Source organism: Microtetraspora glauca, from assembly GCF_040656155.1.
GTDB classification, from domain to species: Bacteria; Actinomycetota; Actinomycetes; order Streptosporangiales; family Streptosporangiaceae; genus Microtetraspora; species Microtetraspora glauca.
In genome coordinates, this window is record NZ_JBFALK010000034.1 from 63,692 (window position 1) to 79,345 (window position 15,654).

General features: G+C 69.1%; 10 protein-coding genes. 1 reads left to right on the forward strand and 9 read right to left on the reverse strand.

Features of this window, described 5'->3' with window-relative positions:
- Positions 1-776 precede the first annotated feature (776 nt).
- Together AB0I59_RS39695 and AB0I59_RS39700 are read right to left on the reverse strand one after the other, a co-directional pair.
- Positions 777-4,817, reverse strand: a complete 4,041-nt coding sequence (locus AB0I59_RS39695; RefSeq protein ID WP_358141713.1) for a DUF222 domain-containing protein — start codon at positions 4,815-4,817, stop codon at positions 777-779.
- 268 nt (positions 4,818-5,085) lie between these two features.
- Positions 5,086-5,388: an Lsr2 family DNA-binding protein gene (locus AB0I59_RS39700; RefSeq protein WP_358141715.1), complete on the reverse strand. Its 303-nt coding sequence runs from the start codon at positions 5,386-5,388 to the stop codon at positions 5,086-5,088.
- Between AB0I59_RS39700 and AB0I59_RS39705 the strand changes: the two genes are divergently transcribed.
- Complete coding sequence (locus tag AB0I59_RS39705) at positions 5,387-5,725, forward strand: hypothetical protein (RefSeq protein ID WP_358141717.1); 339 nt, start codon at positions 5,387-5,389, stop codon at positions 5,723-5,725. The two genes, AB0I59_RS39700 and AB0I59_RS39705, sit on opposite strands and share 2 nt — an antisense overlap.
- Positions 5,726-5,817: 92 nt before the next feature.
- Here the strand turns inward: AB0I59_RS39705 and AB0I59_RS39710 are convergent, their stop codons facing one another.
- From AB0I59_RS39710 to AB0I59_RS39740, 7 genes are all read right to left on the reverse strand, one after another.
- Complete coding sequence (locus tag AB0I59_RS39710) at positions 5,818-7,647, reverse strand: serine/threonine-protein kinase (protein WP_358141719.1); 1,830 nt, start codon at positions 7,645-7,647, stop codon at positions 5,818-5,820.
- A 67-nt stretch (positions 7,648-7,714) separates the two neighbouring features.
- Positions 7,715-11,116, reverse strand: a complete 3,402-nt coding sequence (locus AB0I59_RS39715; RefSeq protein WP_358141721.1) for an ATP-binding protein — start codon at positions 11,114-11,116, stop codon at positions 7,715-7,717.
- A complete protein-coding gene (locus tag AB0I59_RS39720) occupies positions 11,113-11,964 on the reverse strand; it encodes a hypothetical protein (RefSeq protein ID WP_061261690.1) in 852 nt (283 codons plus the stop codon). Before AB0I59_RS39720 ends, AB0I59_RS39715 begins: the two co-directional genes overlap by 4 nt.
- A gap of 3 nt (positions 11,965-11,967) precedes the next feature.
- A complete protein-coding gene (locus AB0I59_RS39725; RefSeq protein WP_358141723.1) occupies positions 11,968-13,089 on the reverse strand; it encodes an endonuclease domain-containing protein in 1,122 nt (373 codons plus the stop codon).
- 218 nt (positions 13,090-13,307) lie between these two features.
- Complete coding sequence (locus tag AB0I59_RS39730; RefSeq protein ID WP_358141726.1) at positions 13,308-13,994, reverse strand: SdpI family protein; 687 nt, start codon at positions 13,992-13,994, stop codon at positions 13,308-13,310.
- A gap of 52 nt (positions 13,995-14,046) precedes the next feature.
- Positions 14,047-14,337: a metalloregulator ArsR/SmtB family transcription factor gene (locus AB0I59_RS39735; RefSeq protein WP_061261701.1), complete on the reverse strand. Its 291-nt coding sequence runs from the start codon at positions 14,335-14,337 to the stop codon at positions 14,047-14,049.
- A 330-nt stretch (positions 14,338-14,667) separates the two neighbouring features.
- Complete coding sequence (locus AB0I59_RS39740; protein WP_358141729.1) at positions 14,668-15,009, reverse strand: hypothetical protein; 342 nt, start codon at positions 15,007-15,009, stop codon at positions 14,668-14,670.
- Positions 15,010-15,654 lie beyond the last annotated feature (645 nt).

Below are 15,654 nucleotides of genomic sequence, written 5' to 3' on the forward strand. Positions count from 1 at the left end.
CTCCTGGATCTGCGCTGGTTGATGGCCCGTACACGGTGCGCGGGTCGACGTCCGTGAGGTTGAACAGGGCGATGGACACGGGAGCCCCATGAAGGCGATGTCTCTGGGACGGCGGTGGCCGGTGTCCGTAGGCGCTGCGACGGGGGGTTGTTCCGGCCGGCCGTGATAGCGGGCCTCCGGTGCGAGCCGCTGCCGCGGCGTTGCGCGGGCGCGGTGGTTGCTGGCACGGTCTTACGCCGGCCTCCACAACCCCCCGCCTCCGCGCCACCCTCTCCCGCCGTATCCCTGATTCGGTCGCGGCGCTCGAGCCCGCGCCATCCGCTGGCGGGCGGCAGTGTCCGCCGTGATCCAGCCGTGGGTGCCACCGGGGGCCGTGCAGGGCCCCCGGCAGCGACGCGGCTACCAGTGGAGGCTCTCCCACGAAGGACGTCTGAGCCGTTGTCACGCAGGTCATGGTCGTGCGCGCACGCGGCGACGAGGTTCTGTTCGGTGGTGGGCGATGCAGTGGCCTCCGTTGAGGTGGCGCGACCCACGATCAGCGGAGCTGCTCGGCCGTGCCCAGCTCTTCGGCCATTTCCGACGGAACCCGCGCATTGCCGCGTTGGTGAGCTTGTTCCTTGCTGTCGGACACCCTGTTGGGGCGGTCGGGCCGGGAGGCCGTCCCCATACTCGTCCGGACTACGGTAGCCAAGATCATTGCGGAGCCCGAGGCGGCGGGAGTATGCGGCTGTCTGGACGTGCCGATCTCGCATGGCTGAACTCCGCAAGATTCTTCCCTAGAAGGGAGGGACGTCCTCGTCCGGTCCGGGTGCCGGTCCGGGTCGCAGGTCGGGTAATGGGCTGGGGGACCCTACAGGGGACGCGTCGTGCGATGTGAGGACGGGTTTGACGGGTGCGTCCCACCAGGCGGGTTCGTAGGTCCATGTCGGCAGGAACGGGAGTTCGTCATTGGCGGGGTCGGTGATGCTGCCCGCGCCGTACCCGCTGACCGCAAGCCCGTGTGCTCCGCTTTCGCCTCCGAACCCGCTCACGATCTCCCTGCGGCCTCCGCCGCCGACCTCGCTGCCGATCCCGCTGCCGATCTCCCTGCCGACGTGGCCGCCGCCCCCGCCAGCGATCCTCCTGCCGACCTGGCGGCCGCCCTCACTGTCCCCGTCGTCCCCGTCATGGCCAGCGGTTGAGAGGTCTGGCGTGCCGACCACCCGTCCCCCCGCACCGCTGCCATCCGTTGTGGACGCACCCGCCTGCGACCCACCCGCCGTGGGCACGTGTGCCTCGGGTCCTCTTGTCTCAGGCTCGCCTGTCTCGGGCTCGCTCGCTGTGAACGAGCCGGGCTCGACCCCGCCCGCTGTGGACGAGCCGGACTCGACCCCGCTCTCTGTGGACGAGCCGGGCTTGGGCCTACTCGCTGTGGACGAGCTTGCCTCGGGTCCTATTGTCTCGGAGCCGTCCGCCTCGGAACCGCCTGTCTCGGAACTGCCTGTCTCGGAACCGCATGTCTCGGAACCGCATGTCTGGGCCCCGTTTGCCGTGGCACGTACCTCGCATCCGCACGCCTTGGGCCCGCTCGCCGGGTGGGTGTTGGCCGCTCTGCGCTCGTTGGGGCCGGTCCAGCCGTTGGGGGCGAAGGGTTCGGGCATGGGTTCGATGATCGGTGGCGGCTCGGCCGGGTAGCGGTGGCCGGTCCGGCTGATCCAGGTCACATGTCCGGGGCTGGTCTGGATGACCTGCCAGCCGTTGTCGCGCAGGTCGTGGTCGTGCGCGCACGCGGTGGCGAGGTTGTGTTCGGTGGTGGGGCCGCCGTGGGCGTATTGGCGGGTGTGGTCCATCTCCGACCGGGCGGCTGGTGCTCGGCATCCGGGATGGGAGCAGACCCTGTCGCGGATCTCGATCCGTCGCCGCAGCCCTGCTGTGGGGAACCGCCGCCGCTCATCCCCAGCAGCCTTCTCGCCGCCGGTGACCGTATCCCGCGCAGCATGGGCTGTAGCACCATGATCCGTAACGTCGCGAGCCGTAACATCGCGAGCTGTAGCACCGCGAGCTCCAGGATCAGCGGACCGGGCGTCAGCGAACTGGGCAGCGCCGAGGCCGCTGGTGCTGCCGCCTTCGGCGGCCGGGGTGACACTCGCGCTCTCACCGCCGCTGTCGCCCCCGCCGCCATCACCACCACCGCCGCCGCCATCATCACCATCGCCGTGGAGGCTTCCGCTGCCGTCGGCGTTTCCATCGCCGTGGACGCTTCCGTTGCCGTTGCCGTTGCCGTTGCCGTGGCCGTTTCGAGGGCTGGATAGGGAGTGGGAGTCCTGCCCGGTGGCTTGGCCGTATTGGCGCATGATGTCGGCGATGACACCGGCCCAGCCGCCCTGGGCGTAGATGTCGGCGTACAGCTCGCGCAGCAGCGACAGCGGGAGCTGGAGCTCGACGATCCCGCGACGGCGAGTCGATGCGGATCTCCCGCGAAGATCCGTTTCCGGTTCGGTGTCCGGCTTGCGGGCAGGGACCGCCCTTCTCCCGATCGCCCCTGAACAACCACCCACGGCCGGAGGGCTGGAAGCCGAAAAAGGATCGGACTCCCGCTCGCGGTTGGCAGTCGGGCAGGAAGCAGAAGCAGGACCCGGATCAGCCGGACGGAATAGAGGTGGGGACGGTGGATCAGCCGGACGGAATGGAGGTGGGGACGGTGGATCAGCCGGGCGAGATGCGGAAGAGGTGCCCGGTCCGGCCGGATGGGATGGAGGGGTGGGTGCTGGATCGGCCGAGCGGGGCGCAGGGGCGGGTGTGGGGTGGCGGGGCCATCCTGTGGGGCGGCGTCGGGTGATCCCGGCGTGCAGGAGTTGGCCGTCCTCGTCGCAGATGGCGAACCGCCACTCGCCGCCGATCTGTCGTTTGGCGAGTTTTCGTGCGAGTTGGGCGTGGATGGGTCCCCATCCGGAGAGTTCGGCGGGCAGGTCGTCCAGGTGCATCAGGGTGGAGACCTGGACCCGTAGCTCACCGGCCGCGAACCCGACCACCCCCACCGCGCCGGCTACGCCGACCGCAGTCCCGTTCTCGTTCTCCGTGCTTCCCGTCATGGTGCCCGCGCCTGCCAGGCCCGTCTGCAGGTTGCTGCTACCGGTCCCAGAAGCAGGGGCAGCGTTGGACTCGTCCCCAGAGCCGGGGCCAGTGTCGGGATCGGACCCTGGGGCGGGACCGGCGGGGCCACCATCGCCAGGACCAGGACCAGGACCAGGACCAGGATCGGGATCGGGATCGGGGTCGGGGTCGGGATCGGACCCCGGGGCGGGACCGGCGGGGCCACCATCGCCAGGACCAGGACCAGGACCAGGACCAGGACCAGGACCAGGACCAGGACCAGGATCGGGATCGGGATCGGGATCGGGGCCGGAGTCAGGGCCGGGCGGACCCGCGTCAGGCTCGCTGTCGCCCGGCTCGGGGGTGCAGACGTCGCTGCCGTTGTCGACGGGACTGCGGGCACTCGCCTCGAAACCAGGGGCGTCGCTACCCCCGAGGGGATCTTTGACGCTCGCATTGGGGCCGAGGTCGCCGCCGCCGGCGCCGCACTCGTCAAACACACCGATGCGGTTGCCGTGATCGGCGGGACCGGAGGAGGTCGCGCTTGTGTCGGTGTGGCCGAGGTCGCCGCCACCCGAGCCGTCCGGGTCACACGTATCGATGCCGTCGCCATGGTCGAATGGATCGGCGGGGGTCGCGCTGGCGTCGGTGGCGTCATAGGGGTCGGTGCCGTCGCCGTGATCGGCAGAGCCGTAAGGGCCCGCTCCGGTGACGGTGTCGTCAACCTCGCCGTCCTTCTCGCCGTTGGCGTGCTGGACGTCGTGGAGGCTGTCGGAGCGCCGGGTCTTCTCGGCGTCCCGGTCGGCGCCGTCCTCGTGATGGATGCCGATGCTGTCCCCGTCATGGACGTCGGTGCTGTCGTCGAGGTCGGTGACGTCGAAGGGGCTGTCGGAGAGTTGGTTGTCGTAGTCATCCTCGTCACCAGCCCGTGTGCGGGCGGCGTTGTCGAACAGGACGGCGATGATCTGATCGTCGTTCAGGCCGGACATGCTGCCGTCCAGCAGGCCCAGGAACACATCCGCCCGTACCTGGTCGATCGGGGCGTGCAGGCCGGTCTTCTTCGCCCGCACCGCGATGGCATCCACCCGGGCGATCGCGGCCGCCGCCTGATCCACCGGCAACTGCTGGCCGGTGATGCTCGCCGAGCCGTCGGCATGCCGTACCCCGATCACCCGCCGCTGGTGAACAGCCCGCTCATACTTACGGCGCGCCCAGGTCGGGTCGGCGGCGATCAACAGTTTCTTGATCTTCTCCCGCAGCTCACTCGTCGTCCATTTCGCGGCCTTGGGCAGCAGATGAGCCGCGACCGCTCGGGCGAGTTCGATGGGGACGTCTTCCAGCCAGTCGCAGAACACCACCGCCCGCGCCTTATCGAGCAGACCGGCCGACAGGGCGTCACGCACGGCCGGGAGCCGCACTTTCAAGTCATAGGCGAGACCGTATTCACGTTCAGCGGCGCGGCGGGTGAGACGCAACGCCGCCCGCACTTCGTCGGGGGAATTCTTGTCCGGCTCGGGCATTTTCTCCATGCCGGAGACGGAAATCTCATACAGGCCGACTTCGGCCATCACGACGGCTTTCCGGGCCTGCACGTGCGCTTCGAGACGGGCGTAGGCTTGCATCACGATCACGGCGTCGAAGCCGTCCAGCCTGGCGATATCGATCCGGTCCAGCACGGCGGCCAATCCCACGCCCGGGGGCATGTCGCCCAGGCCGTCGGGGATCGGCTGCCGTTCGATATTCACATCGCAACGCTAACAACCGCCACCGACAAAAACGCCCTCCGAACGGCTCCGGAAAAGACGCCGACACATTTATCTGGAGTCACAGCCCTCCCGAGAAATCTGGTGAATAAGTGCATTTTGGGGGAGGGTGACGGCGATCCCGGTTCGCCATGTGATCCGTGCCAGGCCAAGAGGGGGTGGTGGTATCGATACACCACGCGAGCGCCGTGCGAGCGGCTCCGGTCCCGGCGGCTCGGCGGGGAGCCAGAAACGGACGGAAGCGGCGGGCTCAGCGGGGATTCAGAGACGGATGGAGAGTGCCGGGCTGGGCGTTGAGGCCCCGGACAAAGGTGATCGTGTAGATGGGGCCGAGCGGGCTCTCGGCTTGCCATTCGTAGTCGTCGGGTCCGACACGTCCAGGCGTGCGTGAGGTGGCGCGCACCAAGTCGATCGTGGGCGCTGTCGCGTGTACGTCCGGATTGGCCGCCCAGAACGCATCGATGAGCTGGCCGGCGACGCGGCCCCGTACGCTCACCGGGAGTCCTTGGTTCTTGGCCCATTCGCGGATGCGAAGGCTAAGTTCACGGGTCATGACGATGCGAGACACGCGCATCGGAACGACGGAAGCCGGTGACGGATCAGATTTCGGCACGGCCCAGGAACCTACTCGATGCCACCGACAAACAATGCGGACCCTGGCCTCGGGGTTGGGCGGGAATTACGCGGCGGTCGTTATCGAGAGTTCTTCGGATGATCTCAGGCTTTCGGCGAGAGGGTCTATCGACCGTCACCTCATCGGCCTGTACAGGGCGACCGATAAAGCCGATAAAACGGGGGAGCTCCTGCTGATCGCTTCCGATGCGGGCATGGATACGGCGAATGCATTCAGGTTGGCCCAGCCAGAACAGCGGCAGTGCCCGGCCTACTGACGTTCTCGCTCTGAGCCGCGGCGCCGCCGACGCCTCGATCACCGCATGCGCTTGAGGCGGTGGGACGGGCGATTCGCCAGGCGATCCAGGGGTTACCAGGCGATCCAGGGGCTTTCCGCGCCGCCGCCGAAGGCGGCCGTTCCGGTTTTCCTCCAGCGTTGGCGGACGTCGTGCTTTGCTCCGGTACGCGGGGCCCTGGTGGTGAACGGGCCGCAGGTGACGATCGCGCCGTCGCTCGAGGGGGAGGCGCCCGAGCAGATGAAGGGTTGTGAGACGTTGACGTCGGCGTCGGTGTCGTACAGCTGGATGTGGATGTCCGACTGGACCGAACTGGCTCCTCTGATCCGCCCGAGCAGGTAGAAGACGTCTCCCACCATGGCCATGCAGGGCGACATCTCCGTGCCCGTGCCGGTGCCTGTGGAGATCCACGATCGGCATCGCCAGTCCGGCTTGGTGTCCTGGCCCGTGGCGTCGACGGTGGTCTTCTCGTCCGCCTCCGGGTCGGCCGCCACGGTCGCCGATCGCTGGGGTTGGGGGGTCCGGATACGCCGTGTCGCGGGTTTCGTGGGGCTCGGCTGCGTGGGTGGTTCGGTGACGGCCGGTTCCGGAGTACGACTTCGCGCGGGCCGTGACTTCGGGGTCGGCGTGGGCGAGTCTTCCGTCGAATCGGATGGGGTAGGGGTCGGGGTCCCGGCCGCGCCGAGCGCTCTGTCGCCCGATTCCGTCGATTCGCCAGCACTCCCCGTGGCCCCGGCGTCCGGGGCCCGCCATGGAGCGATGACGGTCACCACCGCCGCGCTGAGCCCGAGGGCCGTGGCGGTCGCAGCGGTGACGATCAGCCGTCGCCGGGAGCGCCCGCGCAGTGCCGAGGACATGGTCTCCTCGCCCGGCCGGGATCCCTCGCCGGTACGGGAATCCGGACCGGCGGGGGAGATCCCGTCCGCGCGCGGGGCGTCGGCCGTACGGGCAGCGGGGTGGGAGGTGTCCACAGCGGCCGGGTCCGTACGGGAGGCCTGTACGGGGAAGCCCGCGGACGGGAGGGATTCGGAGGTGACGGACGGGGCCTCCCCCCGAGCGACCGGAGGCAGGGCGGGCAGCCCCGCCAGCGAGGGGGTGGCCCGGTGCAGCATCGTCGCCACGTCCCCGATCGCGGGGCGTTCGGCCGGATCCTTCGCGGCGCAGGCCCAGATGACCGACCACAGGGCGTCGGGCATGCCGGGCAGCCGCCGCGGCATGGCGGTCGCGTGTTGCCTGAGCAGGGCCATGGGGTGGTCGCCGACGAACGGCGGGCGTCCGGCGAGCAGCTCGTAGAGGATCAGGCCGACGGCGTACACGTCCACCGCGGGGGTGGGGGCGCTGCCGTCGGCCACCTCGGGAGGCAGGTACGCGGGCGTGCCGATGATCGAGGTGGTCTGGGTGAGACCCGGGCCATGGACGATGCGGGCCACGCCGAAGTCCGTCAGCCGTACCTGTCCGGTGGTCCCGTCGAGCAGGATGTTTCCGGGCTTGATGTCGCGGTGCACGACGCCCTCGGCGTGCGCGGCCGCCAGCGCGTCGGCGACCTGGGCCATCAGCCGGGACGCTTCGGCTGGCGGCAGCGTGCCGTACTGGCGGAGCAGAGTGCGGAGGTCTCCGCCCTCGACGAGGTCCATCACGAGGGCGAGGCGCTCTCCCTCGATGACGAAGTCGCGCACGGTGACGATGTTGGGATGGCGCAGGGTCCGCATCACGTTGCGTTCCTGCACGAACCGCAGGACCAGGTCCTGGTCGCCGGTGAGGCTGTCGCGCAGCATCTTCACGGCCACGGTCTCGCCGGTCTCCCGGTGCCGCGCTCGCCAGACGGTGCCCATGGCACCGGCGCCGATCTCGTCGAGAAGCACGTACCGGCTGCCCAGAGACGCGTCGGACCCACCCGTAGCCATGGTCTGCCTTCCCCCTCGAACAGGTGGAGATCACAATAGTCAGGTTGCTCCGAACCGAGGAAGATCGTCACAAATGTTCGGTCAGCTGCCGGCGGGAGCCGTTCGCCCTTTCGATCACCTCCTCGGTGGTGAGTGCGGCTCTGGGGTGGTGGCTCAGGCACATCGGCACCCGCACCTTCACGAACGGCGCTCCCTCGGCGGCCGCGTAGAACTGTCCGGAGCCGAGCCGCGAGATCTCGTCCACGCCGCTGCCCTTGGCCTGGGCGATCTCCTTCGCGGCGGCGATCTGGACCGGGCTGTTCAGCAGGCCGAAGAACTGGGTGGCCGCGTTTCCGGGGATCTGGTTGTGCAGCCCCTTGGGCGCCTGGGTGGCGAACACCAGGCCGAGGCCGTACTTGCGGGCCTGGGACGCGAGCGCCAGCGTGCTCCGCGTGCACGGGGTCAGGACGCTGGAGGGGGCGAACGTCTGCGCCTCGTCCATCACGAACAGCCCGCCGAGCGGCCGGTCGCCGGCCGGGTTCCGCTTGATCCAGGCGAACAGTGCCATCTGGAGCTGGTTGACGAAGCTCTGCCGTTGCTCGTCGCCCTGCAGGCCGACGAAACTGATCACGGAGATCCGGGCCCGCTTGCCTTCGGGGGGCGTCAGCAGCAGGCCGGGGTCCACCGGTGTCCCCTGGCCGCCGAACATCGGGTCAAGGACCATGGCGGCCGTCAGGGTCTGGGCCAGATCGGCCGCGATCCGCGTCGCGCCGTCGAGCTCGCTCACTCCTTCGGGCAGCGCCGACAGCAACTCGACGAGACCTCTCATGCCGGTCGAACCCCGCCGTCCGTAGTATCTGAGCGTCTCCCGCAGTACGGCCTGGCCGCGCTGGGCCTTGTGCGTGTTCGCGCCCAGCCTGGCGCGCGGCACGATGGAGGCGACCGCGACGTCCAGGGCCGCGTCGAACTCGTCCGGGTCGTCGGCGACGCTCGCGAAGTCGGGCAGCGGCTGGAAGCTGAGCGGACGGCCCAGCTTCCTGCGCGGGGTCCAGACCACCACGTCGGTGTTCGCCAGGTAGTCCTCGGCCCGTGTCGCGTCCCCTTCGTCCCAGTACGGCGGATGCTCCGGCCACGGGTCGCCCAGGCGGGCCAGGTCGTTGTTCGGATCGAGCACGATCGCGGACACGCCCTGGAGCGCGCATTCCTCGATCAGGCGGCGGATGAGCACCGTCTTCCCCGACCCGGATCCCGCGAAGATCGCGGTGTGCTTCCTGAGTGCCTCAAGGTCCACGCGCATCGGTGCGCCACCGGCCGTGGCCCTGGCGATCGTGACGTACGGCACGGTGGCCGTGCCAGATGCCGTACGCGGGGGCGCGGTGGAGAGGGCGCTCGGCGGGGCGGGCGCTTCGGGAGCGTCCGGGCCAGTGTGGACTTCCGGAGTGGCCTGCCCGGGGTGCCCGGACTGGGTGGCCTGCCCGGTCCGGCCGGACTGGGGGACCCCCTCGGACCGGTCACTTTGGGCCGTAGCGCTGGGTTCCGATGTGCCTGTCGGTTCCGATGTGCCAGAGGGTGCCGGGGCCGTCCCGGAGGCGGTCGTCACCGTCGGCGCGGCGAGCATGGGGACCACGGGGACGGCGGTGGCGGTGGCGGCAGCGGTGGGACCATCCGGAACGGTCCACGCGTCCCCCAGTGCCTCGTTGAACAGCTTGATGTCCGAGGCCGGTTTCCGGGAGGCGAGCCAGGCGCGCAGGCCGGGCGGATCCTCGTCGATCAGGGTCCGAAGCGCGGCCATCATCCTGAGGTCCTCGGTGTCGAGGGCGAGGGTCCTGCCGCCCGCCCGCTCGAATGCGGCGAGCGCCTCACGGGTGCGCGGTCCGCTCGCCCACGCGGCGTTGCGCAGGACGAACAACCGCCGCTTGGGTACCTCGGCGTCCAGGCCCGCCTTCACACAGGCGTTGCGAAGCCGGTTCAGCGCCGCGATGGCGTTCTCCGAGGCGATCGCGCGGAAGGCCCAGTGCGCTTCGTCCTCGGTGTTCTCGTCCAGCGTCCGGCGCAAGCGCGCGTGCAGCGGAGGCTTCGAGCTCGGCGGGGGATCCTGGGTGAACTCCCGCCCGGCGTCGCCGAGCCCCGCGATCCAGGCGGTGAGCCCGGCCGACAGGAGCGCGGGCATCGCCACATCCTCCGTCGCGGGCGACTGCGCCGTGCGGATGTCCACGACCTTCCTCAGCTCCGCGAACCGCGCGTCCAGAGCCATGAGAACGTCCACCGGCGGATCGGGGTCCGGCTTCGGATCCACGATGGGTGCGCGGCCGAAGTGCTCCAGCTCCCTGACCTCGTCGTTCAGAAGGCACGACCGGACGTGGTTGTCGATTTTGATCAGCAACTGGCGCGGGGTGTAATCGGGCGCGTCCGCGAACGCTTCCGGGCTGACAGGCCAGGTGGGATACGGCGGCTCGAAATCTATCGCCCCGAATTGCACCGCGAACCGCTTCGCCACCAGAAGCCGCCCGGTCTCGACGTCGGGAATCGTCATGAGCTGTAGCGCCTCTCGAAACCGATCCTGCACGGTGTCGGTGGCGAACTTCTTGATTAGCGCCCACGTTGCCGGAATGCAGCACACCACGGTCAGCGTCCGGCGGGTGTTCTCGCGTAAGGCCATCAGGCCGCCGGCGACCTGTTCGACAATGAGGGCCGCTCGCTGGTCGAGCACCTGGCCCTCGGAGGTGGCGAGCGACGACTGGGCGATCAGCGCGTCGATCTGGTCGACGGCGATAACCGACGGTCCGGTGAGTGCGAGCAGGCGTGAGATGTCTCGCACGATCTCTTCCGGCGATTTGTGGATCTGCCGGATGCCCCACTGCGCTCGCTCACCCGGCTCCTCCTCTGGGGCGGACGACAGAAAGGAATCTCCGATGTCCTGTGCGGCCAGGTCGTCGGAGGCGAGGAGTACCAGGGCCCGCGCTGTGTCCCGTGCGTCCCGGCCGACCTGCTCGTCGTAGCGGCGCAGTGCTTCGATGAAGGTGTCGAGGGCCACCTTGGTCAGAGCGGTCTTGCCGGCCACCGCACGACGGGCCATCCGTGAGGGCACGTCGATCAATGACGCCAGTCGCTCCAAGAAAGTCGTGAGTTGGCTTTCTCCGTCCTGGCTTTTGCGCGCAAGGCTGTCGCGCATCGACACGACCACGCTTTCCCAGAAGCCCTTGGCGTCGAGCAAACCCACCAGGAAGAAATATCCACCGTCGTGCTGCACCTGCTCCCGTAACCAACCGAGCAGGTGGGTCTTGCCGGTCCCGCGTTGGCCCTGGACCACCACGCCGATCGGGCTGGCATCGCGGCTGTCCTTCGCCTCGGTCACGCCAGTGAGGAGGACCTGGGTAGTGCGGCGATGCAGGCTCTCCACATGGAAGGGCGAGGGCCACCACACGTCGTCCGGGACCTGCGCGTAGTTGAACCTGAGGGCGCTGAGGGCGCTCAATTCACGGGCGGTCATCGCGCGCCGATCCAGAGAAGGTGCTTGTCCTGGTCGCCGATGTTCACCGCCGCGTCCCGGTCCTGAGGGGTGAGAGCCTTCTGATTCGACTCGGGAACGATGTTCACGTCCGGCATGCGATTCATCTGCCTGAGCGCCTCGTCGACGTCCGCTCTCGGTGCGTCGCCGAGCAGTGGGCGGAGCTTGGTGAGGCTCACCCAGGCGCCGGGCTCCCTGGCCAGGTCGGCGTACGCGGCCCGGATGCGGGCCACGAGGTCGGTCTCCGAGCCCGATGCGGTCGTGATCGGGGAGACCGCGGACGACACTTCCTGCGGCGTGGAAGAGGTCGGCGTCGCCTGCCGGTCTGAGGAGGCCAGGCCGCCGGAGGTGGTGGCGGACGCGTCGTGCGCGGCGGAGGACGTCCCGTTCGGGGATACGGGCGCGCTCCCGTGGTTCCCCGTAGGAGTGAGATCGTCGCCATGCTCCGCCGACGCGGGCTCCGCGTCGTTCCGGGGCGTGAAGATGTCCGAATACCTCTGGTCGGTCCGGTCCAGGAACCGCTGCAGGCCGGCGGCCAGAGCGAGCGCGGCGGCGGCCGCCAGCTTCCCGCCACCCTTGGGCGGCATTTCGATGCCCGCCCGCACCTCCTCGGCGACGCGGGCCCAGCCCTGATCGGTCAGCACATGGACGTAGGAACGGCCCTGCTTCCAGCTCTCGACCAGCTTGAGATCGTTCAGTTTCCGCCGTTCCCTGCCATTGAGCGTCACGTGGTAGCGCGCTTCGAGTTCCGGGTTGGAAATCTCCTCGGCTTCGGCCATCAGCAGCAGCAACATGGCGATATCGGGGAACGTCAGCGCCTTTTCGGGCATGTCTTATCCTTTCGGGGTTCCCAGGCGGCGGTCCTGGAGGAACCGCTCTATCTGGTGAATCGCGGATTTCGTGTCATTCATGATCTGGTCGTTGGTGAATCGCAGAACGGCGTAGCCGTCGATCTGCAGTCGCACATCCCGTTGCCGGTCCAGTGCGTACTTCATGGGGCGGAGGTGCTCCGGCCCGTCGATCTCGACGACGCATCGTTCGTCGCGCCAGAGCAGGTCCAACCGGATGGGATTGGCGAGCGGATGCGACTGGTAGGTCTGGTTCCACGCGCGCCCGATCGCCCATTCGCAGGGGGCGAGCGCCTTTTCGAGTGCCTGCTCGACGGCGCTTCCCGGGTGTGGTCTCCCGGCGACGGCGGGGAATCCGAGTGTCCGCGTCACCGGCGCATCGGTTGATTCCGGCAGGTCGCCGGTGACGGCCGCCAGGTGGGCGGGCAGTCGCACGACTCGCGTCTCGATGCGATCGACGGAGTTCAGCGGGGCACCGGTCAGCCAGACGCCGAGGCCGCCACGGTGCGCGAGCCACTCGCAGGCGCCGACGAGGATCTCCTCCGCGATCGGGGAAAGGCCAGGCGGCACGCCCATGAGGATCGACGCGTGCGCCCGGTGGAAGCTGGCGGCGAGCACTCGGGCGAGCCCGGCGGCCCGCGTCTCGGGAGCGAACCTCGTCCGGCCTCCCGGGTGGACGCTTGTCCCGGAAGGGGCGGGCACCAGGGTGTGACCGGTCCGGGCGGCGCCGTTGAGGGCTGAGCCACGAGGCGCGGACGGCCTGCCGTCCCTGGGGAGTCCACAACCTGTGGACAAATCGGCGGGAGGGGCGGCGACCCCGCGGAGGGAGATCTCGGCCAGGTCGGCGAGGAAGGGACCGAAGTGGCCGGTCGCCGACGCCGCGCGCAGGGCGAGGGCCCGTACGGCGGGCACGCCCGCGCCTCCGGGGCCGTCGATGCCGTCCGCCCCCGGCAGCCACACGGGGAACAGGCCGACGGCCGCTGTTTCCAGCTCGTCCAGCATCGAGGCCACCAGGTCGGCTGTGGACGGGGTCTCGTGCGCGATGTACGTGACGATCGCCGGGGCGTCGTCGGGCAACGGGTCGATCGACAGGGCGAGGGCCTCCATGCCGGCCCCTTGGAGGCGCGCGACGCGGCCTATAGGCAGCTCTCCCCACGACCACGCCACGGGTTACCTCTGATGTCCGGATGCATCGGTTTGGCTGAGGTTATCCGGCTCTTTATTGGTACGTAGGGCTTTTGCACGAGCTGTTGGAATTCGCCGGACTTTCCGCGTTAGGGATATCCGTGGCGTGTCGCGATTGTCGAATCCAGGTGCGGAACCGTTCAGCGGCCGGTGTCGGTGCGCCACGCCCACCAGGAGTAGACAACCGGGCCGATCCCGGAGACCGCCGCTCCGGTGAGGAGGATCGCGAACAGCGCGGGGAGCGGGAGGACGAAGGCCGTGGCCAGGAGTATCACGCCGGCCGCGGCGAAGAGGAATCCCGCCAGGCGGTTGGCGCGCCTCCAGGCCAGGTCGCTGTCGAGGGTCCACGGCGTGCGCACGCCCGCGATCCAGTTGCTGCGCGACTTGGGCAGGTAGTTGCCCAGCACCAGGAAGAGCGCGCCGACCAGGGCCACGACGATCCGGACCACGGGAAGGTCTCCGCCGGCCGCGTTGACGACGCTCACGGCGTGCAGGACGGTGAGCATGACCAGAGTGCCGATCCAGGAGGCGAGGTACACGTGCCGGGATCGCGCCACGTTCCGCCGCCTCGGCATCAGGCGGGGGGAGAGGACGAAGAACAGCCCGAGCGCGAGGATGATCAGGGGGAGTGTCAGCAGAGCCTCAGTCTTCCCGCCGAAACGGTCGGCCTCGCCGGAGATGCCCCAGTGCATCGGGATCCGCGCGCCGTCGGGGAGGGTGGTCCAGCCCCAGACGGAGATCCCGGCCGACAGCAGCAGGGCGGCGGCGGTGGCGATGACGCCGGGGCGGGTGTTCAGTCGGTCCTCGGTCACGGCGTTCTCGGTCATGGGGGTCCTTTCCTCGTCGTGATGGGGGCCGGGGTGTCTGGGGGAGCGCTCCTTATGACCGGTCCGGTTCGGGGGGCTTGGCTGAGTCGATCTTGAAGAGGTCGAGGAGTGCGGCCAGTGACTCCTCCAGCAGGGAGAGTTGGAGGCTGTAGACGATCGAGGTGCCGTGCCGCTCTCCGATGACCAGGCCGGCCTCGCGCAGCACCCTCAGGTGGCCGGAGAGGGTCGGCTTGGCGATGTCGAAGTGGGTGGCGATCTCTCCCGCCGGCCGGTCTCCCTGCCTCAGCAGCGCGATGATCTGCCGGCGCGTGGGGTGCGCCAACGCCTCATAGACGAGATTCATCGCTGTTTCCCTTATTAGGCAACAAGCGAATTATATCCTGGTATGACGTCGAGGAGGCGTGGGGGGCTCACCCGCTACGGAAGGCGGGATCAGAGCCGGCCCTTGCCCTCCGCGGTCTCCACGGCCCCGGCCCCCGTCCGCGCGTCGAGCTTCTGGATGGCCGGCTCAGTTGCCTCGATCAACTTCACAGGTTCCGGGTCGTCCACGTGCTCGGCCTTGAATCACCCGCTGGGCGGCCTGTGCTGCGGCCAGAACGTGGATGCGGGGGGCCTTCGGGTCACGCGGGCCGAGCCACGAGCCGATCCCGAAGGCCCCTTCTGCTGCTGGGTGTCAGAGTTGCGACCCGTACCGCCAGCGCAGGCGTTCCTTGGCGGTGCGGTTGTCGGCCTGGGCCTGGTCGCGACGGTCGGGAGTGACGCAGACCTGGTCGCCGGCGTAGGCCTCGCGCCAGACGTAGCCCTGGACACAGGTCGTGGGCCCGTAGGGGCCGTCGCTCCAGCGACCGGCGGCCGCGGCGTTGTCGTCGAGGACCTGCAGGCGGGTGGCCATCGGGACGCAGACGTAGTCGGAGTCGTCACTCATGCGCCAGACGTATGCGTCCTGGCAGGCGTTCGGGCCCCAGGCGTGCTTGGCGGTGTTGAGCCGGTTGGGGGTGTCCTCGGTGTCTCGCATGGTCTGCGCCTTGACCGTCGCCGTGACGCAGGTGATGTCCTCCGGGAGGATCTCGCGGTAGGTATAGGGCCAGTAGCAGCGGCCGGAGGCGTTGATCCGCTTGGGCTGCTCCTCGTTGTCGAGGGCCGCCTGATCACGGGCGCGGCCGACAAGCGGACTTTGACCATGGTCCTTTCCTAGGAAGATGGCATGTCGACGGGCCTGAGCGGGCGTGGTGCGGCTTCAGGACCAGTTGGCTGTCGAGCACTCGGAACGGGATCACGATGTGGTGCTGCTGGTCGGTCCGGTCGGTACGAGTCGGATTCCTTGCCGGGCGGGAGGTGCCGGATCAGAGTGCTTCAGGGGCTTTCTGATCTGCGGTGCCCGATGAGCAGCCTTCCGTAGTGTGGAAGCCTTTTACTCGCCGAACATGCCGCAGGGAGTTCGAGCACTCGCCCGCCCACACGCAACCGGATCATCGTGAGATTCGCGCGCTGTTCGTGACCCGGAAGGCGTTGTAACCGCGAGCGTCACTGCTCCTGATCAGCCGAGGCAGACCACCCAGATGTGACCTGTGTATTGCTTGCTGGAGCCGCTTCCCCATATTTGCCAGCCCAACACCGTGACCCCTTCCTCGTACGGCATATTGGCGACGATTTGGGCGGG

Coding starts and splice junctions, on each gene's coding strand:
- AB0I59_RS39705 (WP_358141717.1), top strand. CDS start 5,387: ATGACGATGCGAGACACGCGCATCGGAACGACGGAAGCCGGTGACGGA.
- AB0I59_RS39700 (WP_358141715.1), bottom strand. CDS start 5,388: ATGACCCGTGAACTTAGCCTTCGCATCCGCGAATGGGCCAAGAACCAA.
- AB0I59_RS39710 (WP_358141719.1), bottom strand. CDS start 7,647: ATGGCTACGGGTGGGTCCGACGCGTCTCTGGGCAGCCGGTACGTGCTT.
- AB0I59_RS39715 (WP_358141721.1), bottom strand. CDS start 11,116: ATGACCGCCCGTGAATTGAGCGCCCTCAGCGCCCTCAGGTTCAACTAC.
- AB0I59_RS39720 (WP_061261690.1), bottom strand. CDS start 11,964: ATGCCCGAAAAGGCGCTGACGTTCCCCGATATCGCCATGTTGCTGCTG.
- AB0I59_RS39725 (WP_358141723.1), bottom strand. CDS start 13,089: ATGGAGGCCCTCGCCCTGTCGATCGACCCGTTGCCCGACGACGCCCCG.
- AB0I59_RS39730 (WP_358141726.1), bottom strand. CDS start 13,994: ATGACCGAGAACGCCGTGACCGAGGACCGACTGAACACCCGCCCCGGC.
- AB0I59_RS39735 (WP_061261701.1), bottom strand. CDS start 14,337: ATGAATCTCGTCTATGAGGCGTTGGCGCACCCCACGCGCCGGCAGATC.
- AB0I59_RS39740 (WP_358141729.1), bottom strand. CDS start 15,009: ATGCGAGACACCGAGGACACCCCCAACCGGCTCAACACCGCCAAGCAC.